The organism is Rhizobium grahamii CCGE 502 (genome assembly GCF_000298315.2).
Taxonomy (GTDB): domain Bacteria; phylum Pseudomonadota; class Alphaproteobacteria; order Rhizobiales; family Rhizobiaceae; genus Rhizobium; species Rhizobium grahamii.
Map to the genome: position 1 here is coordinate 83,274 of NZ_AEYE02000014.1, position 22,474 is coordinate 105,747.

Genomic DNA, 22,474 nt, shown 5'->3' on the forward strand with positions numbered 1-22,474 from the left:
GCCGGCGCTAGTCAATATTCGAGCGGCAAGGTGGCATTCTCCAGCCACGCCTTGACGTCATGGTCGTGGATCAGCGGCATCAGCGCCTCACGCGTGCGTTCGTGATAGGCGTTGAGCCAATGCAATTCGTCATGCGTCAGAAGTTCCGGAATGATCAGGCTCCGGTCGATCGGGCAGAAGGTCAGCGTCTCGAAGCCGAGCATCGGCATATCACCGCCGTCGATCGCCTCTGCCTCGCGGACATAGATCAGGTTCTCGATGCGAATCCCGAAAGCGCCTGGCCTATAGTAGCCAGGCTCGTTCGAGAGAATCATCCCTGGCAACAGCTCCTGCGTTGAAAGTCTGGCGATACGTTGCGGCCCCTCATGCACGGAAAGATAGGACCCGACCCCGTGGCCGGTGCCGTGTGCGAAATCAGCGCCGGCTCGCCAAAGCGCGATGCGGGCCAGCGGATCGAGGTCGCAGCCGCGCGTGCCCTTGGGAAAGCGCGCGGTGCTGATCTGGATCATGCCCTTCAGCACCAGCGTGAAGAAGCGCTTGTGCTCCTCGGTGACCGAGCCGATACCGACGGTACGGGTAATGTCGGTCGTGCCGTTGATGTACTGGGCGCCGGAATCGATCAGAAAGAGTTCGCCGGCTCGAAGCTTGCGGTTTGTCTCCGTTGTCACGCGGTAGTGCATGATCGCCGCATGCTCACCCGCACCGGAGATCGTATCGAAGGAGATGTCCTTGAGTGGGTTCTGCATGTTCTGGCCGACGCGAGCGCGTGCCGCTTCCAGCTTCTCCGCCACCTCGATTTCGGTCACCGTCCCCGGCTTGGTCTGCGACAGCCAGTAGAGAAACTCCACCATGGCCGCGCCATCCTGCAAGTGTGCCGCAGCAGAACCATTGATCTCCACGCCGTTTTTGACGGCCCGTGGCAGCTTCGCGGGATCATTGCCTTCCACGACCTCGCCACCCGCCTTGCGAATGATCTCCGCCAGGGCATACGAGGTGAGGTCCGGATCGACCAGGATGCGGCCACCATCCTTGGCTACAGCCGATAGCTTCTTGTCGAGCTCCGACGGCGGAAGTTGAACGCACATCTGTGCAAGATAGGCTTCCGCCTCGATGCCGGTCTTGCGCTTGTCGAGGAAGAGATCGGCCTTGCCGTCGGCATGGATGATCGCACGCGCCAGCGGGTGCGGCGTGTGCGGCACGTCGGCGCCGCGAATATTGAAGGTCCAGGCGACCGAAGACGGATCCGCGATCAGGGCCGCCTTCAAGCTCTTCTTCGCCAGATCGGCTGCGATCGTTCCAATCTTCTCGGTTGCGAGTATGCCCGCCTGCACGACGTTCTGGATCGCCACCTGCCCCAGCGGCTCCTGCGGTCGGTCGCTCCAGAGCTTATCGAGGGGATTGTGGGGTAGGACGACAAGCAAACCACCAATTTCGGCGAGCGCCTTTTCTAGCCGCCGCACCTCCGCGCCCGAATGCAGCCAAGGATCGATGCCGAGGCGCAGGCCCTTGGAACCATTCTTCGCAAGCCAAGCGTGAGGCGGTTCGTTCACAAGGTCTCCGCCGGTAAAGACGGAATTGTCCACTTGCTCGGCAAGCTGCGTCACGTAGCGCCCATCCACGAAGACAATCGCCGCCGAACGCGTCACGAGCGCGATGCCCGCAGATCCCGTAAAGCCCGTCAACCAGGACAAACGCTCCGAACAAGCGGGGACATATTCGCCGTTGAACTCGTCGGCGCGCGGCACCAGAAAGGCGTCGATGCCAAGCGCATCAAAACTTGCGCGCAAAGCCGAGACGCGATCGCGGCCGAATTGTGGCGTCGAAGTGACTTCAAAAGACTGGAACATGTTCAATAACCCGGTTTTGTGCGAATCCCTTAGCAAAAGGATTCGGCTATGTTATCGGAATTTCAGAGGAATACGAGAAATCCGCAAAGTGATGCCTGAGCAAAAGCCGCCCAATAATTCGGCGGAAATGAGGCGGCGATTCACAAACTGGCACGCTTTATGCATTCAGCGCATGGCTCCCATGAACGAAACCCTCTCCCTCAGCTTTTCTAAATCGCTATATAGGCGCCATCAAACGGGTTCGAGACGAACCTGAAACGAAACAAAAGGAATTCAGATATGACTGCCCCTCTGTCGCGCTTCGCTTACAGCAGCCCGGTACAGGCTGGCGAGCGCCAGACTGTGCGTCACATCATCGGCTCGCGCCGTCCGCTGCATGCGGATACCCTCAACCTGCTCGGCGCCGGCCAAAAGGTAACGCGCCATCAGGTCGCAACCAGCTACGCGTTCTGAGCAACTCGCCGCTCCCTTCTCCTCCTCCCTCACGGGACCGGCGATCAGAACCAGTAGAAGCCCGCTCGAGCGCTCCTCCTCCTTCGAGCTCGCGGGCATGACCGGGAAACTGGTCCGAAGGCGGTGCCATTGGCACCGCCTTTTCTTTTGCCTTCACCTCAAGGGCGGTCGAGATGGATCGTCACCCAGCCGTTGCGCCAGATGGTGCGCACATGCCGCAGATGCGCACCGTTATAGGCCGCCAGCACCTTCCAGCGTTGCGCGGCAAGAATTCCGGAGAGAACGACCGAACCGCCGGGCGCCAGATGATTAACGAGTTGCGGCGCCATCTTGATCAGTGGCCGCGCCAGGATATTGGCAATGATCAGATCGAAGGGGCCATGAGCAGAAAATGCGGTCGAGTGAAAGCCCGGGGCCGTTGCCGTCGAAATGCCTGACGCAATTCCATTGCTTCTGACGTTCTCGGCCGCAACCTTCGTTGCGATCGGATCGATATCAGTGGCGAGAACTGGAATGTTCCGGAGCTTCCGCACGGCAATCGCCAGAACGCCGCTGCCGGTTCCGAGGTCGAGCGCATTGCGCACCGGACGGGAACGAAGAACGCGATCGATCGTCTCCAGGCAGCCGGCCGTCGTGCCATGGTGACCGGTACCAAACGCCTGGCCCGCATCGATCTCAATGGCAATGTCGCCAGGCCGCACCTTGTCGCGGTCGTGCGAGCCGTGGACGAGAAACCGCCCTGCCCGAACCGGCTTCAGCCCCTCAAGTGATTTTGCGACCCAATCGACATCAGGAATGACCTCGCGCTCGACCTTGGCGTCGGGAAAGGTCGCCTTCAGCGCCTCCTCGACACGAGCCCGGACCTCCGCCTCGTCTTCACGCATCATGTAGACCGAAGCTTCCCAAATGTCCTTCTTCTCGTCGATCTCGGTGGTCGCGATTGCGAAGTCTTCTTCGCCAAAGACATCGGACAGCAGGTCCAGGATCTCTCCGGCCAGCACTTCGGTTGTCGTCACATAGAGGCGTATTTCCACAATCGGTCTTTCTTCTATAACGCGCCAGCGATCCAGGGCGGCGACTGCGTATCATATCCCGACACGCCGTGAAGCAATTTTTGTCGGAAGGCAGGTATTCGCAAAAGGAAGGGGACGGCAAGGTTGCGGACTGCAATCGCCATCGGATTCTTCATGGCAATCAGCGAGGTTAGTTGATGGGTCTGTTTCAGCACCGTCTGCACCGCCGGCATCCTCAGAGCCGCGTATTCGCGTTCCCGTCCCTCGGAGATCAACCAGCCGAGCCAGCACGCATCCTCTATGCCGAGGTTCATCCCGCGCGCGCCCGCCGGCGAGTGAATATGCGCCGCGTCACCAGCGAGAAACACGTTACCCCTTGCCATCTCGGAAGCGCGACGGAAGTGAATGCGAAAATCGGAAGCCCAGACGCGCTCTGCGACCCGTGCAGGATGCCGGATGCGGCTCTCGAAATCGGGAAGCGTCGAGATGTAGCGCAGGACATCGCGGGTAACAGGGAGACACCCGATCATCCCTGGATCGAACAGATTGATCTCGACAGAGCCGGTACCGATAGGTTCGGCATAACGGAAATCCGCGAGATAAAAGCTGCTCTCCAACGCCTGCCCGGGGAAATCGATGCCGACGGCCTTGCGTACCGTCGAATGAGCGCCATCGGCGCCAATGACGATGTCAAAATCCGCCGTTTCTACCGATCCGTCGGCCCTCCTTAGAGTTACGCGCGGCTTCGAGGGATCGTGCGAAACCGTCTCCACCACGGTCTGCCATTCGGGAGCAACCTCAAAATCGGAAAGCTTGCCCAACAGCAGCCGCTCGGTATGTCCCTGTGCCAGCACCTGCATAGCACTGTATGGACCGGGCACGGTTGTCGTGTCGACGTCGGCAAGCAGCCTGTTCCCGGAAACGATGCGGAAATGCGCAATCCGCTGCGCTTCCTGCAGGATGGCGTCGGTGACACGTGAAGGCGAAAGCAATGCCAGCGTTCTCGCATTAATGCCGAGAGCCCGGCTTTCCGCCAACGGCACAGGGCCGGCGTCACTGTCGACGATACGCGGAACGTGCCCGCGCCGGGCAAGTTCGAGGGCAGCAGTCAGGCCGGTCGCGCCGGCGCCGGCGATCAAAATGCTGCGATGCCCTGACGCCATGCCGTCATCCCTTGCTGACGAGGTTCTCCAATTTCTTTACCGCCGTATCGGGATTTTCGCCATAGGCGATGGTGCCGGCGAAGCGCCCCGCCGCGTCGAGCAGAAAGACGGAAGCCGTGTGATCCATCGTGTAGTCGCCGTCCGGCTTGCTCTCGTCGACCGGCACTTTTTTGGCGTAGACCCGGTAGCCCTTGATGACATCGGCGACCTTGTCGGGCGCGCCCGAAATACCGACGATTCGCTTGGAGACATTGGAGACGTATTGGTTCATCACCTCGGGCGTGTCACGCTCCGGATCGACGGTCACAAAATACGCTTGAAGCTTCTTGCCCTCGGGGTCGACCTTCTCCAGCCAACCATTCATTTCGAACAGCGTTGTCGGGCAGACTTCCGGGCAATGTGTGAACCCAAAGAACAGCGCCGTTGGCTTGCCGCGGAAGGCCTGCTCGGTGATCGGCTGGCCGTTCTGGGCGACCAGTGTGAATGGTACGCCGAACGGTCCCTCGGACACCGCGTCTTTCGTCTTGGTGACATTGAGGGTCAACCATCCAAGAATCCCGGCCATCAACAGCACCGCAACCCAGACCGCAATGCGGACAGTCTTCATCGATCGAACCTCTGACATCGGGACCATTCCCAGTCTGCGCGTGATATCGCCTCATTCCTCGCTGCGCAATTCAACAAGACGTTTCCGCCGGCGACCGATTGCCCCACCGGCACACTGAAAAGGCGCAATCAAAATAGAAATTTATAGGACTTACAAATGCATGCGCGAAACGACTAGGTCCTCTACAATTTTTGAGGGTTAGCAAATACTTAAAAATGCACATCTATATTTAGCACTGGATAGAACGTTCGCCGTTCTGATGACATGACGTCTGCCTGGCATCTCCATCCCGGCTATCCGCGTGAGCGCAAAATAAATACCGCGTCTCATCGCGGAGGGGATAATCGTCACATGACTGATATGAAAGTGCGCAAGAGCCTCTCTGTGGGCCAGAGGCTCGGCACCCTTGCTGGCGCTGCGTTTATCGGCTTCGGCTCAATGATCGCGGTTGGCTGGTACCAGAATTCAAGCGCTGATGCCGGCCTGAGACACGCCAACGAGATCCAGGCCAGTGTCGACCACATCAACGAGATGCGCGCCGCCAACCTCACTTTGATCCTCGCCGCCATGGACACCATCGTCGATCGCGGCGATCGCGCAGTGATGCCTGAGCGCCTGAAGCTGATGAACGACGCAATTGGCGGGCTGCAGGAGAGCTCCAAGGAATTGCACGGTCTGGCGGACGAGTTGAAGGCTGGAAACCTGCTGTCCACGTATGATGCAGACGTCGCGACGCTCGGGCAGAATGTTGTTGGTGACTTGAAGGCAGCCGTCGAATCCGGCGCGCCCGATAGCGAATTCGACAGGCTCGACGATGCCATCGACGGTGGTGGCGACAAGGTGGGCGCGACATTGGACAAGCTCGCGCGCGATGGTGGCGAACTCGCCAAGGCTCGAATAGACGAGGCCAATGCGATCTCTCAGCGAGCAATCCACATCCAGCTTGCACTTGGCATCGTTGCCATCCTGGCAATGGCGATCCTGCAGTACGTCCATGGCGGCTCCATTCGCCGCGGCATCGAGGCCGTCCGCAAAAGCATGCACGCGATCATGCGGGGCGATCTCGACAGCCACGTCCCGGCCACCGAGCGTGGCGACGAGATCGGCGACATGGCACGCGCGGCTGAGAGCTTCCGACTTGCCGCAATCGACAAGTTGGAACTCCAGGCGCGGAGTGATAGCGAGCGTCAGCAAAGCGATGCCGAGCGTCGCAGTCGCGAAGCAGCAAAACTGGCAGATGCCGAAGCACTCGACAATGCAGTAAAGGCGCTAGGCCAGGGCCTCACGCGACTCGCCGGCGGCGACGTGACGGTCACCATCGATCAGCCGTTCAAGCCCGAACTGGAGCGCCTGCGCAGCGACTTCAATCTGACCACGGCAACACTCCGCCAGACGATGTCAGGCATTTCACAGAACGGCACGTCCATCCAGGCAAGTAGCCAGCAGATGCGTGCAGCCGCCGACGATCTCGCAAAGCGCACGGAACAACAAGCGGCATCGCTTGAGGAAACGTCCGCTGCGCTCGATCAGATCACGGCAACGGTCCGCAACGCGACCAACCGCGCCGAAGAAGTCGGCCACATGGTTGCCCATACCCGACAGAACACGACGAAATCAGATGTGGTCGTCACCGACGCCATGGCCGCCATGGAGCGAATCGCTGCGGCCTCGCGTGAGATCGGCACCATCATCAACGTCATCGACGAGATCGCCTTCCAGACCAACCTGCTTGCACTGAACGCTGGCGTCGAGGCAGCCCGCGCGGGCGAAGCCGGCAAGGGCTTTGCGGTCGTTGCGCAGGAAGTTCGTGAACTCGCCGGTCGTGCAGCAGGCGCCGCCAAGGATATCAAAGCCTTGATCGGAAAATCCAACACCGAGGTGAAGGCTGGCGGTGAACTCGTGACGGCAGCCGGTGAAGCGCTACGCCAGATTGGCGAAGATGTTTTGCGCATCGACGAACATGTTAAATCAATCGTAACCTCTGCACGCGAACAATCCACCGGATTGAACGAAATCAATACGGCCATCAGCCAGATGGACCAGGTCACGCAGAAGAACGCGGCCATGGTGGAGGAGACGAACGCAGCCAGCCATGCGCTCGCCACCGATGCCGATAGCCTGATCCACCTGATCCGGACGTTCAAGATCGGCGAGGGCATGAATGCCCGTTCCACGCCGCGGGAAGCCACCGCAGTCTCGCACCCGAAACCATCTCCCGCACGAAGCCTGATGGGCAAGGTCGCGGGCGCATTCAGCGGCGGCGCAACCGCCAGAGCCATGGCCGTACCGGCCGGAGACAACTGGGAAGAATTCTGATCATGAACAATACCATCATCAACCAGACCGGATCGCATCTCGAGATCGTCTCCTTCCATCTCGGTGAGCAGGAGTTCTGCATCGACATCATGGCGATCCGCGAAATTCGCGGTTGGGCGCCGGTGACGCCGATGCCGCACACGCCACCTTACGTGCTCGGCCTCATCAACCTGCGTGGCGCTGTGATCCCTGTTATCGACATGGCCTGCCGCCTCGGCATGAAGATGACCGAGCCATCCGAGCGCTCCGCCATCATCGTCACCGATATCGCCGGCAAGCTGGTCGGCCTGCTGGTCGAGCAAGTCTCCGACATGATGACCATCAAGAGCGAAGACCTGCAGCCGGCCCCGGAAATCATCCCGGAAGCCCAACGCGCCTTCTGCCGTGGTATCGTGGCCCTTGAAAAGACCATGGTCTGCTTCCTGAACCTCGACACGGTCATCGCCGACGAATTGACGCGCGAAGCCGCCTAGCAGCAACGCGTCTCGCAGCGCCACCTCAAACCGACCACCGCGCCGCCTGCAAGACAACTTGCAGGCGGATTTCGTTATGGGAGCGTTGAAAGCTATTGCGGCCTAGCAGACAGGCTACCCGACGATCTCGACCGTGAATGCGAAGCGGCGGGTTTCGCCGGGAGGCAATGACAGGCTGTACGGGCGCTTTGCAAGCTCGTTGGAGCCGTCCTTCTGGGCGGCCGTTCCATGCCAGGGTTCGATACAAATGAACGGTGCGCCCGGTTTCTGCCAGAGCGCCAGATTGGGCAGATTTTCAAAACGGAAATGCATCGCCGGTCCGCCATCGACGCCGTAGCTTAACCCCTTCCCCGCCCCTTCGGGAAAGATCATGGCGTCCTGCTCGAACATGCTGCGATCCAGCACAAGCCGTCCCGCCGTGAATGGGGACGCCAGCTTCGCGGGCGAGATCAACCCGCCCTCCAATCGTACTAAACCTGGCTCTCCCTGATTGTCGAGCGTGATGACGTGATCGCGCCCGGCAGATCCCGGCAATGGCCAGACGAAGGCGGGATGAAAGCCGAGGCCGAAGGGCAACGACCGGCTGTCGCGATTTGTGACCTCGGCGGCGACGGTCAGTGCCCGTCCCTCCAGCGCATGTTCCACCGCCAACAGGAAGTCGAACGGGTAGACGGCCCGTGTCGTCGGCGACGAGGCGAGTTCGTACCGGCATGTCGTTGCGTCCGCCGAGGCAAGGGCAAATTCCGTCCGGCGTGCGAATCCATGCTGCCCCATCGGATAGGTCTCGCCGTCGATCGCCACCATGTCCTCAGGCGCCTTGCCGACAATCGGAAATAGCACCGGCGACCGCCCGCTCCAGAAAGCGGCATCTCCGTTCCACAACCACGAACGGCCGTCGCTTGTTGCAAGCGACTGCATCTCGGCTCCGAGCGAGGAGACATCGACAGTCAGATATTGGTTGCCGATCCGCGCGTGGCTTGGCATGAGCGTTCCCTTCGGTTTGGTCCGTCATCGGACCCTATCTAGGCCTGCCGCCGGCTCAGAACCGACGTGCAGGCGTTATTGCGGCTTGCCGTTTTTCCACGTGACGTTCTGGCCGTAAAGCGGGATCGTCGAGATCGCCATTTTGGCCGAACCATCGGTCAACTCGCGGGAGTGCGCGAGATAGATCAGCGTGTCGTTTTCCTTGTCGTAGATCCGGTTGACGACCAGCTTCTTCCAGATCAGCGACATGCCTGTCTTGAAGACCTCGTCGCCGCCTTTCGAGAGGTTGATGTCACCGATCTCGATCGGCCCGGTCTGGCGGCAGGAAATAGAATTGTTCGACGGATCCTCAAACCAGTTACCGTTCTTCACGCGGTCGATGACGCTGCGGTCGAAATAGGTGACGTGGCAGGTCACGCCCTTCACCTGCGGGTCGGCCACCGCGTCGATGATGATGTCGTTGCCGATCCAGTCGACACCAACCTTGCCGACTTGGTCAGCCGATGCCGTGCCGGCGCAGAGGCCGACGAGCGAGGCAGCGAGAATGATGCAGCATTTTCCGGACATGGTGTTTCCTTGGTTACATCCGATTCTAAGGTAAGTCCGACGGATGCCTTTACAAGGAACCTTCACGCCTTCCGGCAGGTACAGGCCTCATACCCTTGCGGTGTAAGCTTTCCCGGCTTCATCCCGATCAGAGCGGGAATGGCATTGACGGCAGCCGCACCGACGGCCTTTGCCATCGCCAGCGCCGCATGCGCGCAGACGGCTGCGTCTTCGGCAGCGTTGTGATGCGCAAAGCGCAGGCCAAGGTGCTCGGCGACGATGTTCAGCCGATGCGACAAGAAATGCGGCCAAATCCGCTGAGCCATCTTCAAGCTGCAGAGATAGGTCAGTTCCGGATAGGATTGCCGATAGAGATCGAGGCTTGCGCGCCAGACACTGAAATCGAAAGCCGCATTGTGCGCGATCATGGTAGCGCTGCGGAAATCATCGTGGAACTCGTCCATAACCTCGGGAAAGTCCGGCGCGTCCACGACATGCTCCGGACGAATGCCGTGAATGGCGATGTTCATGCCGGAAAACCGCATTTCCTTCGGCCGGATCAAACGCTCCTCGACGCGGGTGACCTTACCATCCTCGATCCATGCCAGACCGACCGAACAGGCGCTGCCGCGCTGTTCGTTGGCTGTTTCGAAGTCAATGGCGATGGTCTTCAACGAGGCATCCGCGAGTCGGTATCTTTTCACCGATTTAGCGTTGCAGGGCGTCGGAGGTAAACACCCCTGCTTGACTCAAGCGCCGCCATCAACGACTTTCCTCGCATGATCGGATCACGCGCAATTCTTACGACCATGCATCACACCACGGCCCATGCAGGGCTCGCGGGAGCATTGGCGCGTTAATCGACCGATCGATCCCGAAGACCCTGCCGAGGTGAGCAGGGTTTTCGAAGCTTGCTCTCCTCCAACAACTCAAGGAGAGCGTTTTGGATAATCCGGAAGAAAAGCCACTCAAACCGCCCGCGACGGGCGTGACGATCCGTGCGATGCGCGCAAGCGACATCGAAGCGGTAACCGCCATGCTCAACCTACCAGGCTTTCGCCACGGCACGCTTCGCCTTCCCTATCAGAGCGTCGAGGAAACACGGAAACGTTTCGAGTCGATGCCGCAGGGCAACGTGAGCATTGTCGCGGAGTTCGACGGGGTGCCGGTCGGCGACGCGCATCTCATGCGCCTTCAGGGGCGGCGCAGCCACGCGGCGAGCATCGGCATGGGCGTGCACGATGATTTCACCGGAAAAGGCGTCGGCAGCGCGTTGATGCAGGCGATTGTCGATACAGCGGACAATTGGCTTGATATCAAGCGGCTGGAACTCACGGTCTACACTGACAATGCTGCCGCCCTTGCGCTCTACAAGAAGTTCGGTTTCGAGACGGAGGGCCTGTTAAAGGCCTTCGGCTTTCGAGACGGCACCTATGTCGACGCGTACACGATGGCCCGGGTCAGGCTGTAGAAGAGGCGATGGCTGGCGCCCTCACCCACTGATCAGTGCCAGCCACTCGTCCTCGTCCATCGTCTGAACGCCAAGCTCACGCGCTTTGTCGAGCTTCGAGCCGGCTCCGGGCCCCGCGACGACGATATCGGTCTTCTTCGATACCGAACCGGCAACCTTGGCCCCGAGGCTCTCGGCCCGCGCCTTGGCCTCGTCGCGGGTAAACTTCTCCAGCGAGCCGGTGAAGACAACAGTCTTGCCGACAACAGGGCTGTTGGAAGCCGCGACCTTTTCTGCCGCCAGGGGTGTACCGTCGTTCAGTTCGGCAAGCAACCGCGAGATGACCTCGACATTGCGCGGCTCCTTGTAGAATTCGACGATGGCGCGCGCCACGATCTCACCGATGCCTTCAATTGCGTTGAGGTCGTTCCAGGCATCGCCGGACAGCGGCGCAGCATCCTTCATCGCCGCCTCGAAATCGGCATAGGTGCCATAGGAACGCGCCAGCAGCTTCGCCGTCGTTTCGCCAATGTGGCGGATGCCGAGGGCATAGATGAACCGATGCAGCGCAATGCTGCGTCGCTCGTTGATCGCCGCATAGAGCTTTCCGACGCTGACCTTGCCGAAGCCTTCGATGTTCTCAAGCTTGGTCAGCGAGTTCGCCTGCCGCTTCTCCAGCGTGAAAATATCGGGTGCAGTGCGGATCTGCAGGGCAGGATCGTCGCTCTCAAAGAAGAAGTCGACCTGCTTCGACCCCAGGCCCTCGATATCGAAGGCATTGCGGGAGACGAAGTGCTTCAGATGCTCGGTGGCCTGTGCACGGCAAATGAAGCCGCCGGTGCAGCGCGTGACCGAATCGAGCTTGCCTGTCTTCTCGTTCTTCTCCCGCACCGCATGGCTGCCGCAGACCGGGCATTTTTGAGGGAAATCGTAGCGGGTAGCGTCTGTGGGCCGCTTCTCCATGACAACATCGAGCACCTGCGGGATGACGTCGCCTGCCCGCTGCACGATAACGGTATCACCGATCCTGATATCATGCCCGACTTCACGGATGCGTTCGCCCGAATTGCCGATACCTTCGATATAATCAGCGTTGTGCAGCGTCGCATTGGTCACAACGACGCCGCCGACCGTAATCGGCGTCAACCGCGCAACCGGAGTGAGCGCACCGGTGCGGCCGACCTGGATATCGATATTTTCGACCGTCGTGAACGCCTGCTCTGCTGGGAACTTGTGGGCTGTCGCCCAACGTGGACTGCGCGAGCGGAAGCCAAGGCGAGCCTGTAGCTCAAGGCTGTCGACCTTGTAGACGACGCCGTCGATATCGTAATCTAGATCCGGGCGCTTCAGGCCGATCTCATCGTAATGGGCCAGAATATCGGCGACCGAATTCAGCCGCTTCATCAGCGGATTGATCGGGAATCCCCAACTCTGGAATACCTCGACCATGCCAAACTGCGTGTCGGAAGGCATGTCGGATATCTCGCCCCAGGCATAGGCGAAGAACTTCAGCTTGCGGCTTGCCGTCACCTTGGCGTCAAGCTGACGCAGCGAACCCGCCGCCGTGTTGCGCGGATTGACGTAGGTCTGCTTCCCCTCGGCTTCCATCTGCTTGTTCAACGCCAGAAAGTCGCTCTTGGCCATATAGACTTCGCCGCGCACCTCGACGACTGCTGGCGCGCTCGCAGGAAGGGTTTGAGGAATTTCCTTGATCGTCCGGATGTTGGCGGTGACGTTTTCGCCGGTCGTACCGTCGCCGCGGGTTGCAGCGCTTACCATCTTGCGGTTCTCGTAACGGATCGACATGGAGAGGCCATCGATCTTCGGCTCTGCCGTAAACGCGATCGACTGGTCCGGCAAGCGGCCGAGGAAACGATAGACGCTCGCCACGAAGTCCTGCACATCGTCTTGCGAGAAGGTGTTGTCGAGCGACAGCATCGGCCGTGCATGCACAACCGGCGCGAAGGTCACCGAAGGTGCCGCGCCGACGCGCCGCGACGGGCTGTCCTCGCGGATGAGCTCAGGGAAACGCGCCTCAATCGCGTCGTTGCGTCGCTTCAGCGCATCATACTCGGCGTCCGAAATCGCCGGACGGTCCGCGCCATGATAGAGCTCGTCGTTGCGGGCGATCTCTCTGGCAAGCCGCTCAAGCTCGGCTGCGGCATCTTCGATCGTCAGGGCATCAACGGCTATGGCTTCAGTCGACATACGGCTCTCGCTCCACGAATCTGGAGTCGGTTTTAGAGCAAAACGTATGGATTGAAAGAGCGGGAGGGATCGTTAGCCGTGTCTGCTCCCCATTTCGAAGAGCCGCGGAATCAGCCGTTGCCGGCCAGCAACCGGGCAGCAGCGGCCCTCGCCTCTTCGGTCACCGAAGCCCCCGCCAGCATGCGAGCGATCTCCTCGGTACGATCGCCGGGCGCCATCGTCGCGACGCGCGTCGCGATCTTTTCGGAGCCCTCGGCGGTTGGCCCCTTCGAGATAAGAAGATGCGTCGCTGCGCGTGCGGCAACTTGTGGCGCATGCGTGACGGAGAGGACCTGCACGCGGTCGGAAAGGCGTTTAAGCCGCTGACCGATCGCATCCGCAACCGCCCCGCCGACACCGGTATCGATTTCGTCGAAAACAAGCGTCGGTGCCGAGCCGCGATCGGCAAGCGCCACCTTCAGGGCGAGCAGGAACCGCGAAAGTTCACCGCCGGATGCGACCTTCATGATCGAGCCCGGACGTGTACCCGGATTGGTCTGAACATGGAACTCGACAATGTCGATGCCCTCGGATGTCGCATCCTCGGGATTGGTGGTGATCTCCACCATGAACCGCGCCCGCTCGAGCTTCAGTGCAGGTAATTCCGCCATCACGGCAGCAGCCAGGGCGTCGCCGGCATGATGGCGCTTATCGGAAAGCGAGCGGGCCGCGGCGTGGTAATTCGCCTTGGTGACATTAACTTCGGCCTCAAGCTTGGCGAGCCTTTCCTCGCCGGCGTCGAGGTCCGCAAGATCGCTGATCATGCGAACGGCGAGCGCCGGCAGTTCGGTCACCGGAACGGAGTATTTGCGCGAAGCGGCGCGCAGGGCAAACAGGCGCTCTTCGACACGCTCCAATTCCTTCGGATCGTATTCCGTCTTCCTGAGCGCAGCCTCGACTTCCATCTGCGCATTGGAAAGCTGATCGAGAGCAGCGTCCAGGAGCGCCACCGTATCTTCCAGCAAGCCCGGGGCTTCGTGGCTCTTGCGCTCCAGCCGGCGCACCAGCGAGGCGATGTGCGGCACCGGAGAGGCATTGCCATTGAGGAACTCGGACGCTTCGGCGATATCGCCGGCGATCCGCTCAGCCTTCATCATCTTCTGGCGACGGTCTGCGAGTTCGTCCTCTTCGCCATCGTGCGGCGAAAGCTTCTCCAACTCCTCCACGGAAGAGCGCAGGTAATCGGCCTCGCGGGCGGCATTCTCGACCTTCTCGCGTTGTTTCTTCAGCGTTCGCTCAGTATCGCGCCAGATGCGGTAGAGGTTGGAAACGGCCGCAGCGTCTTCGTTCGCGCCCGCGAAGGCATCGAGCAGGATCCTGTGCGCATGAGCATCAACGAGAGCGCGATCATCGTGCTGGCCGTGGATCTCGACGAGCATTTGTCCGGCCTGACGCATCAGCTGAACGCTGAGCGGCTGGTCGTTGACATAGGCCTTGGTACGCCCATCGGAATTCTGAACACGGCGGAAAATCAGATCGCCGTCATCATCGATGCCGTTTTCACGCAGCAGCTTGCGGGCACCGTGATCCGGGCCAACGTCGAAGACGGCCGTAACCTGCCCTTTGTCTTCACCGTGGCGAACAAGGCCGCCGTCACCGCGTCCCCCAAGGGCAAGGGAAAGGCTGTCGAGGAGGATGGATTTGCCAGCGCCGGTTTCACCGGTCAGCACCGAGAGGCCGGTCTCGAAGGCAAGATCCAGCCGCTCGATCAAAACGATATCGCGGATCGAAAGCTGGATCAGCATTGGCCTCAGGTACCGAGCAGGAGTTTCTTGCCTGCGGCAGCGATCCAGGAGCCCGGATTTTCACGCGGCTCGGTGCCACCGCTCTTCAGGAGCTTGAAGGAATCCGCGTACCACTGGCTGTCAGGGTAGTTGTGGCCGAGAACCGCCGCAGCGGTTTGCGCCTCGTCGACGATCCCCATCGCGTAGTAGGCTTCTACAAGGCGAGCAAGGGCTTCTTCGATCTGGTTGGTATTCGGATACTTCTCGACCACCGTGCGGAAGCGCGAGATCGCAGCAAGGTATTCCTTGCGTTCCATATAATAGCGGCCGACCTGCATTTCCTTGCCGGCCATCTGGTCGCGTGCGAAGCGGATTTTCGCCTGCGCGTCGTCGACGTATTCGGAATCCGGGTAGTTGTCGATGACCGCCTGCATGGCCTCGACGGTCTTGGCCGATGCGCGCTGATCCTGCGTGACGTCAACGATCTGCTTGGAATAAGTCAGGCCGATCAAATACTGGACGTAAGGCGCATCCTTGGACTTCGGATACTGCGCCATATAGCGGTTACCCGAAGCAAGCGCGTCATCGAGACGGCCCTGGCGGTACTTGACGAAGGTGCTCATCACGAGGGCCTTGCGCGCCCATTCGGAAAACGGATTCTCGCGGTCGATCGCGTCGAATTTGCGCGCCGCTTCGGCCATGTTGCCGGCCTTCATATTGGCGAGACCCTGCGTATAGAGAACATCCGGCGGATCATTCTCGAGGCCGAGCTTGGTGATGTCGATATCGGGGTCAGACTGGCATCCAGAAATTAAGGCACCTGCGCTCAGCACCAAGAGCGATGCGAACAAAGCGCGCGTTGTCTTCATCATACTTTCAGACCCTGCATAACCCATCGGAACAATCCCAACGCCGCCATCCCTCAACGGCAGCCGCGCCCTGCTGGCGTTTCTAGCCACAAATGTGGAGCCAGAGCAACGCAATGATGATGCATTAACGCATTTTTGTGGCGAGGCGGGCCATAATCGCCAGTTTTGCACCGGGAAAGCTGCAACTGTTGCCTCTAAACATCTGCGGCAAAACACCTATCCAGGATTCGCCGACAGCTCACAGCCCATAAAGAAACCGCCTCCCGAAGGAGGCGGCCCTGGCCTAAAAACTGCGATGGAGGTCATGCCGACCAGGGAGCAAATTCCGGTGCGTTGACCCGGATGAAATCCCGGGGAGCAACACGCTGGCGCGGCGCAGACGTCTCGACCACTTCATAGGCGGTCGGATCGCTGAGCAACGCCTTGAGAGCATTGGCATTCATCTTGTGGCCGCCACGATAGGAGCGATAGCAGCCGATAAACGGAGCACCGGCAAGCGCGAGGTCACCGACGGCATCGAGCGTCTTGTGGCGCACGAATTCGTCCTTGGCGTAACGCAGACCTTCAACGTTGATGACGGTGTTGTCGTCCGAGATGACGACCGAATTTTCAAGCGACGAACCAAGCGCATGGCCGGAGGCCCAGAGACGCTCGACATCCCGCATGAAGCCGAAGGTACGAGCACGCGACAGCTCCGACTTGAACGTCGCGGCAGTCATGTCGCCTTCCCACTTCTGGCGGCCGATCAACGGGCAGTCGAAATCGATCTCGACCTCGAAGCGCATACCGTCATAGGGACGGAACTCACTCCACGAGCCGCCATGCTCGATGCGAACCGGCTTGGTGATGCGGATATAGCGGCGCTTCACGCCAAGCGACACCAGACCAACCTGTTCGATCGCTTCGATGAACGGCATCGAGCTGCCGTCCATGATCGGCATTTCGGCCCCGTCAACCTCGATCACCACATTGTCGAGACCAAGCGCATAAACAGCAGCCATGACGTGTTCGATCGTCGCGACCGAGCGCGCCGGCGAAAAGCCAAGAACCGTGCAGAGATCCGTATTGCCAACCTGCGAAGACACAGCGCGGTATTCGGAAACCTCGGCGTTCTCGTGCATGCGATTGAAGACGACGCCAGTGTCGGCTTCCGCCGGGTTGAAGGTAATCGAAACGTCAGCACCGGAATGGACGCCGATGCCCGAGAGCGTGATCGGACGTGATACCGTCGTCTGAAAACCCAACATGCCAATAACCATAAATTTTGCCTTTATTATCCCCTGATGATCCGTCGCGGCTAACATGCCGGCCATCCGCCAGGGTTCATTTCACTCCGTCAAACTCGCACCATAAAGCGCACGAAGACGGTTTCATCAGCACATACATACGTGCGCGGGGGTTCCATTCCAAATCACTGTTTCTTTCGCTTTGTTACGAAAGCATGCCATTGAAATAACTGTATAATTTGCGCCAATTTTTACGGCCAGAAACAGCAATGCCCGGGAGCGTACTCCCGGGCATCCTTGTGGCGATTCCGTCCTTGCCTCAGTTCGACTGGCGGCGCAGGAACGCAGGAATTTCAAGCTGATCGTCTTCCTGCATCATGCGAGCCTGCGGAACGCTGCGGCCCTGATCGTCCAGGTTCCCGCGGCGCGGCGCATAGAGGCTTGCTTCGGGAGAAAGCGGACGACGCTGCTGCGATGCGGCGGCCGGGGCCGAGGTCATCTCCGGAGCGACTTCCTCCTCGCGGCGACCAAGCGAGCTGGTAATCCGCTTCAGGAGACCCATCGGACCACGCTCTTCATGGGCGTGCGACGGAGCAGCCGGCTGCGAGCGATGGTCGATCTCAGCCTGAACCACCGGTGGGAAATCCTCCACCTTCGGCATGCGAACAGCCTGCTGGGCGACCATCGGCTGCTGCATGACCGGAGCCGGCTGGCTGATGACCGGCTGATGAACCGGCTGGCTCATGACAGGTGCGTGAACGGGAGCCTGCTGGACCGGAGCCGGACGGATGATCGGAGCGGCCTCAGGAGCAGCGAAGATCTTGCTCTGCGGACGGAAAGTCTCCTGCATGGCAGGCTGCTGAACCGGAGCAGCAGCACGCGGAGCATGGATTTCAAGTTCGCGTTCCATTTCGGCTTCGGCCGTGCGAATGGCCTGAGCAACCGTGTCGACGGGCTTGGGTGCCTGCTGCATGACAGGTGCAGGCTGAACTGCGGCCGGCGCCGGAGCAACGGCCGCGGAAGGACGCACGATCGGCTTTGCCGCCGGCTGGAAGGTCTTGCCTGCCGCTGCGTTGATCGCGCGATCGATGCCGGTCGCAACGACGGAAACGCGGATGATGCCTTCGAGCGATTCGTCGAACGTCGCGCCGAGGATGATGTTCGCATCCGGATCGACTTCTTCGCGGATACGGGTCGCAGCTTCGTCGACTTCGAAGAGGGTCAGGTCGCGACCGCCCGTGATCGAGATCAGGAGGCCCTGTGCACCCTTCATCGAGGTTTCGTCGAGCAGCGGGTTGGCGATAGCAGCTTCGGCAGCCTGCATCGCGCGGCCCTGACCGGATGCTTCGCCGGTGCCCATCATCGCACGACCCATTTCGCGCATGACCGAACGGACGTCGGCGAAGTCGAGGTTGATGAGACCTTCCTTCACCATCAGGTCGGTGATGCAAGCGACACCAGAATAAAGAACCTGGTCAGCCATCGCGAAAGCGTCGGCAAAAGTCGTCTTGTCGTTGGCGATGCGGAAGAGGTTCTGGTTCGGGATAACGATCAGCGTATCGACCGACTTCTGCAGCTCCTCGATGCCCTGTTCGGCAAGCCGCATACGGCGACCGCCTTCGAAGTGGAACGGCTTGGTAACGACGCCCACCGTCAGGATGCCCTTGTTGCGGGCTGCCTGGGCAACAACCGGAGCAGCGCCCGTACCCGTGCCGCCGCCCATGCCGGCGGTAACGAAGCACATATGCGTTCCGTTCAGATGATCGATGATTTCATCGATGCACTCTTCGGCGGCCGCACGACCGACTTCCGGCTGCGAGCCAGCACCGAGACCTTCCGTGACGTTGGCGCCGAGCTGGATGATGCGCTCTGCCTTGGTCATCGTCAGGGCCTGGGCATCCGTGTTGGCAACGACGAAGTCGACGCCCTGGAGGCCAGCGGAGATCATGTTGTTGACAGCGTTGCCACCGCCACCGCCAACACCGAACACGGTGATACGCGGCTTAAGCTCAGTGATATCCGGCTTTTGCAGCTTGATAGTCATGTTACCGTTCCTTCTCTTTATGGCCGCATCGCCACGCCGGCCAATTCACTCAATTGTCAGAAGCTTTCTTTCAACCACTGCCCCATGCGGGCAAAGCGGCTGGTATTTCCCCCAAGCGACATGAGCAGACCGCTCTGTGACGCATGTGTTTCCTGGTCCGCGACCTGCGGATAGATCATCAGACCGACGGCCGTCGAAAAGGCGGGGCCTTTCGCTGCAGTCGGCAGGCCCGAGACGCCCATCGGACGACCGATTCTGACGTTGCGGGCAAGAATGCGGCGCGCAACTTCGGCAAGGCCGGTCAGCTGGCTCGCACCACCCGTCAACACGACACGCTTGCCGACGATCGGGCTGAAGCCCGAGCGCTGGATGCGGTCGCGGATCAATTCCATCGTTTCCTCGATACGGGCGCTGACGATACGCGACACCAAGGCGCGCGGCACCTGCGTCGGCAGATCGCGTTCGTCTTCGCCGATCGGCGGGATCGAGATCAACTCGCGTTCGTCGGAGGAGTTCGGCATTGCGGAAGCGTGAACGACCTTGAGGCGCTCGGCATCTTCGATCCGGGTCGAAAGACCGCGTGCCAGGTCAGTCGTGACGTGATGGCCACCGAGGCTGACGGCGTCCGTGTGCACCAGCTTACCCTCTGCAAAGACCGAAATCGTCGTCGTTCCGCCCCCCATGTCGATCGCCGCGCAGCCAAGTTCGACTTCGTCATCGACAAGCGCGGCCAGACCCGAAGCGTACGGTGTTGCAACGATTCCCTCAACAGAGAGGTGCGCACGATTGACGCTCAACTCGAGATTCTTCAGCGCGGTGCGCTCAGCGGTGACGACATGCATGTCGACACCGAGAACGTCGCCGTACATCGACAGCGGATCGCGAATGCCTCGTTCGCCGTCGAGCGAGAAGCCGGTCGCCAGCGAATGCAGTACGGCGCGATCCTGTCGCAGCGACTGTTGGCAAGCTGCCGACAGAACCTTCTTCAGATCGTTCAGCTCAACTTCCTGTCCACCGAGATCAATGGTTGCAGTGTAGATATCGCTTGTCAGGCGGCCCGCCGTGACATTGACAATCAGGCTCTCAACGGTCAGGCCCGCCATACGCTCGGCCGCGTCGACGGCAAGGCGGATCACGCTTTCCAGCGCATCGAGGTCGGAAATCGCGCCGGTCTTGATGCCACGCGAGCGCTGATGGCCAATCCCGATGATTTCAATGTTGTGCGTGCGACCGGGCAGCACCTGGCTTTCCTCGCGAGGTGTCAGGCGACCGATCATGCAGACGACCTTCGTCGATCCGATGTCGAGCACCGAAACGACGTGGGACCGCTTCGACGAAAGCGGCTTCAGGCGCGGCAATCCGAAATGGGACGAACCGAAAAAGCTCATATATTTTGCCCCGCCTTCTTCAAATCCTTAGCCCGCTGATCGAGCACAAGCTGCCGGCGCGCCATCGCTTCCGGCGTCAACTGAATTGCCGTACGGTCGGCCAGCCTCAGATCGACGGCTGCGATATCGCGGTCCAGAAGATCCTGCTCCTTCATGAACTTCGCCAGACGCGCCAGAGCCGGATCGACATCGTCTTCCGGCAGCTTCACCGCAACGCCGTTATCCATATGCAGGTCCCAGCGACGGCCCGAAACCCAGACGTAAGCCCTCACGCGCGCCTTGATCTCCGGCCACTTTGCAAACTCGGTTTCGAGCGAAGTTGCCGCAACTTCCGCACCGCGACCAACAACCAGAGGCAACTGCGAAAATTTGTTGTCGCGTAGGGGCGCGATGACCGAGCCGCCCTTCTCCACGAGAGAGAGCTCCTGGCCATGCTGCCAGATGGCGTAAGCCTGACGCTCCTTGAGCTTCACCTCGATCGTCTTCGGATAGATCTTGCGGACCTCTACGTTCTCGACCCAGGGGAGCTTCGCAATCTTCTGGCGCGCAGCATCGACGTCGAGAGCGACCAGAGAGGTCGTACCGTCAAGCCCCAGCAACTGCAGAATCTCGATTTCGGAAGTCTCGGCGTTGCCGGAAACCTTCACATCGTCGATCGCAAAGCCAGCAGCGGTTGTCGTTGCCTGAGCAACCGCTTCGGTGTGGCCACCGAGCGACATGCCATAGAGGCCGGTCGCAGCAAAGAAAGCCAGGGCGGAGACCGTTCCGACATGAGCCGGAATATGGATACGACCGCTTCCGAGGCTGACAAGAAAGCGCACCACGCGACGCAACGGCCGCGGCAGAACCAGCCGACCATCACCCTCGGGATACGAAGGCTCAGCCTGATGACTTGGGCGCCCTATCCTTTTGACCGTCACCGAGAACAAGAAGCGTCCTCCACCATCCAACGGAGAAATTCCCCAAACGAGTAGCCGGCATGACCGGCCATTTCGGGCACCAAGGAGGTTGGCGTCATGCCCGGCTGAGTGTTGATTTCCAGCCAGATGATCTCGCCATCTTCGGAGAAGCGATCGTCGTAACGAAAGTCGGAGCGACTGACGCCACGGCAACCAATTGCTTGATGCGCCCTTAACGCCAATGATTGTATTTTTTGGTAAATATTCGGTGAAATTTCCGCCGGGATGACGTGTTTCGATCCACCGGCGACGTACTTGGCATCATAATCGTAGAAGCCGTGTCCCATCGGCACCACCTCGGTCACGCCGAGCACTTGCCCCCCCATAACGCCGCAGGTCAGTTCCCGACCATAGATGTAGCGCTCGACGAGAACCTGTTCGCCGTAGCGCCATTCCGGGGAACTGATGATCTGCGGCGGGTGGGATTGATCTTCCTGAACGATCACTACGCCGAAGCTCGAACCTTCACGGACAGGCTTCACGACGTAGGGCGGCTTCATTGGGTGCTCCGCCGGAAAGGCGAATCGATTGATCACCTCGGACTGAGCAACAGGAATACCCGCAGCGGCAGCAACTCCCTTTGCCTTTTCCTTATCCATGGCAAGCGCCGACGCCAGCACACCGGAATGCGTATAGGGGATCTCGAGATATTCGAGGACCCCCTGGATCGTGCCATCCTCACCGAACGGGCCATGCAGCGCATTGAAGACGACGTCCGGTCGCAACGCGGCAAGCTTTGCGGACACATCGCGATCTACGTCGATCCGCGTCACTTGGAAACCCTCAGCCTCGAGAGCATCCGCGCACGCCGTCCCGGAAGAAAGGCTTACCGGCCTCTCCGAGGAAAACCCGCCCATCAGGACAGCGACATGCTTGCGACTCATCAACACCCCCAAAAATAACCTGCACTCTGAGTTCCGACGCTTGCACCAAGCTTGTTTCTCGTCCGAATCTCGCTCGGTGATGCAGATGTATTAGAGCCCGATTATGGTTAATGAAGTGTTTACTTTCGTTAATTTTTGCCTCTCGCGACCATCTCGACGGAACCGCGCCGGACGCAAAGAAACCAGCAGCGCCAAGCCATAGCACACGGGGTTTCATCAAGAAGTTGAGCCAGCTCGGGGTTTCTTGGAACGTTAACTTTCCGACCTGGCGCCGCCGAGAT

19 protein-coding genes are annotated in these 22,474 nt (G+C 60.1%); 4 read left to right on the forward strand and 15 right to left on the reverse strand.

What is annotated here, in order from left to right; translation table 11 throughout:
- Window positions 1-11: 11 nt before the first annotated feature.
- A complete protein-coding gene (locus tag RGCCGE502_RS12325; protein WP_016554493.1) occupies window positions 12-1,847 on the reverse strand; it encodes an aminopeptidase P family protein in 1,836 nt (611 codons plus the stop codon).
- A 279-nt stretch (window positions 1,848-2,126) separates the two neighbouring features.
- On the opposite strand from RGCCGE502_RS12325, the gene RGCCGE502_RS37240 reads away from it, so the two are divergent.
- Window positions 2,127-2,300 carry a hypothetical protein gene (locus RGCCGE502_RS37240; RefSeq protein ID WP_016554494.1) on the forward strand — a complete coding sequence of 58 codons (174 nt, stop codon included), beginning with the start codon at window positions 2,127-2,129 and terminating at the stop codon, window positions 2,298-2,300.
- Between the two features lie 158 nt (window positions 2,301-2,458).
- Here RGCCGE502_RS37240 and RGCCGE502_RS12330 read toward each other — a convergent pair whose 3' ends face one another.
- From RGCCGE502_RS12330 to RGCCGE502_RS12340, 3 genes are read right to left on the reverse strand one after another with little or no spacing between them, the layout of a single operon-like run.
- Window positions 2,459-3,337 carry a 50S ribosomal protein L11 methyltransferase gene (locus tag RGCCGE502_RS12330; protein ID WP_040674484.1) on the reverse strand — a complete coding sequence of 293 codons (879 nt, stop codon included), beginning with the start codon at window positions 3,335-3,337 and terminating at the stop codon, window positions 2,459-2,461.
- 11 nt (window positions 3,338-3,348) lie between these two features.
- Window positions 3,349-4,476: an FAD-dependent oxidoreductase gene (locus RGCCGE502_RS12335; RefSeq protein WP_016554496.1), complete on the reverse strand. Its 1,128-nt coding sequence runs from the start codon at window positions 4,474-4,476 to the stop codon at window positions 3,349-3,351.
- Window positions 4,477-4,480: 4 nt separating this feature from the next.
- Complete coding sequence (locus RGCCGE502_RS12340) at window positions 4,481-5,083, reverse strand: SCO family protein (protein ID WP_016554497.1); 603 nt, start codon at window positions 5,081-5,083, stop codon at window positions 4,481-4,483.
- Between the two features lie 351 nt (window positions 5,084-5,434).
- Between RGCCGE502_RS12340 and RGCCGE502_RS12345 the strand changes: the two genes are divergently transcribed.
- Both RGCCGE502_RS12345 and RGCCGE502_RS12350 read left to right on the forward strand, forming a co-directional pair.
- The gene (locus RGCCGE502_RS12345; RefSeq protein ID WP_016554498.1) at window positions 5,435-7,399 is read left to right on the forward strand and encodes a methyl-accepting chemotaxis protein; all 1,965 of its coding nucleotides are present in this window, start codon (window positions 5,435-5,437) and stop codon (window positions 7,397-7,399) included.
- Window positions 7,400-7,401: 2 nt separating this feature from the next.
- On the forward strand, window positions 7,402-7,872 hold the full coding sequence (locus tag RGCCGE502_RS12350; protein ID WP_016554499.1) for a chemotaxis protein CheW: 471 nt from the start codon (window positions 7,402-7,404) through the stop codon (window positions 7,870-7,872).
- 114 nt (window positions 7,873-7,986) lie between these two features.
- Here RGCCGE502_RS12350 and RGCCGE502_RS12355 read toward each other — a convergent pair whose 3' ends face one another.
- From RGCCGE502_RS12355 to RGCCGE502_RS12365, 3 genes are all read right to left on the reverse strand, one after another.
- Window positions 7,987-8,856: an aldose 1-epimerase family protein gene (locus tag RGCCGE502_RS12355; protein WP_016554500.1), complete on the reverse strand. Its 870-nt coding sequence runs from the start codon at window positions 8,854-8,856 to the stop codon at window positions 7,987-7,989.
- A 75-nt stretch (window positions 8,857-8,931) separates the two neighbouring features.
- Entirely contained in the window at window positions 8,932-9,423 is a 492-nt protein-coding gene (locus RGCCGE502_RS12360) for a CreA family protein (protein WP_016554501.1), read from the reverse strand.
- 62 nt (window positions 9,424-9,485) lie between these two features.
- A complete protein-coding gene (locus RGCCGE502_RS12365) occupies window positions 9,486-10,076 on the reverse strand; it encodes a 3'-5' exonuclease (protein WP_016554502.1) in 591 nt (196 codons plus the stop codon).
- A gap of 269 nt (window positions 10,077-10,345) precedes the next feature.
- Between RGCCGE502_RS12365 and RGCCGE502_RS12370 the strand changes: the two genes are divergently transcribed.
- The gene (locus tag RGCCGE502_RS12370; RefSeq protein ID WP_016554503.1) at window positions 10,346-10,873 is read left to right on the forward strand and encodes a GNAT family N-acetyltransferase; all 528 of its coding nucleotides are present in this window, start codon (window positions 10,346-10,348) and stop codon (window positions 10,871-10,873) included.
- 21 nt (window positions 10,874-10,894) lie between these two features.
- Here the strand turns inward: RGCCGE502_RS12370 and ligA are convergent, their stop codons facing one another.
- From ligA to RGCCGE502_RS12410, 8 genes are all read right to left on the reverse strand, one after another.
- The gene (ligA, locus tag RGCCGE502_RS12375; RefSeq protein ID WP_016554504.1) at window positions 10,895-13,060 is read right to left on the reverse strand and encodes an NAD-dependent DNA ligase LigA; all 2,166 of its coding nucleotides are present in this window, start codon (window positions 13,058-13,060) and stop codon (window positions 10,895-10,897) included.
- Between the two features lie 110 nt (window positions 13,061-13,170).
- Entirely contained in the window at window positions 13,171-14,844 is a 1,674-nt protein-coding gene (gene recN / locus RGCCGE502_RS12380; RefSeq protein ID WP_016554505.1) for a DNA repair protein RecN, read from the reverse strand.
- Between the two features lie 5 nt (window positions 14,845-14,849).
- Window positions 14,850-15,719 (reverse strand): outer membrane protein assembly factor BamD, encoded by an 870-nt coding sequence (locus tag RGCCGE502_RS12385; protein ID WP_016554506.1) that lies wholly within the window; start codon window positions 15,717-15,719, stop codon window positions 14,850-14,852.
- 275 nt (window positions 15,720-15,994) lie between these two features.
- Window positions 15,995-16,951 carry a UDP-3-O-acyl-N-acetylglucosamine deacetylase gene (gene lpxC / locus RGCCGE502_RS12390; protein ID WP_016554507.1) on the reverse strand — a complete coding sequence of 319 codons (957 nt, stop codon included), beginning with the start codon at window positions 16,949-16,951 and terminating at the stop codon, window positions 15,995-15,997.
- A 286-nt stretch (window positions 16,952-17,237) separates the two neighbouring features.
- Window positions 17,238-18,962, reverse strand: coding sequence for a cell division protein FtsZ (ftsZ, locus tag RGCCGE502_RS12395; RefSeq protein ID WP_016554508.1), 1,725 nt, complete (start codon window positions 18,960-18,962; stop codon window positions 17,238-17,240).
- A 56-nt stretch (window positions 18,963-19,018) separates the two neighbouring features.
- Window positions 19,019-20,350 carry a cell division protein FtsA gene (gene ftsA, locus RGCCGE502_RS12400; protein WP_016554509.1) on the reverse strand — a complete coding sequence of 444 codons (1,332 nt, stop codon included), beginning with the start codon at window positions 20,348-20,350 and terminating at the stop codon, window positions 19,019-19,021.
- Window positions 20,347-21,279: a cell division protein FtsQ/DivIB gene (locus RGCCGE502_RS12405; RefSeq protein WP_016554510.1), complete on the reverse strand. Its 933-nt coding sequence runs from the start codon at window positions 21,277-21,279 to the stop codon at window positions 20,347-20,349. Before RGCCGE502_RS12405 ends, ftsA begins: the two co-directional genes overlap by 4 nt.
- A complete protein-coding gene (locus RGCCGE502_RS12410) occupies window positions 21,267-22,193 on the reverse strand; it encodes a D-alanine--D-alanine ligase (protein WP_016554511.1) in 927 nt (308 codons plus the stop codon). The genes RGCCGE502_RS12405 and RGCCGE502_RS12410 overlap by 13 nt, the downstream gene beginning before the upstream one ends.
- Window positions 22,194-22,474 lie beyond the last annotated feature (281 nt).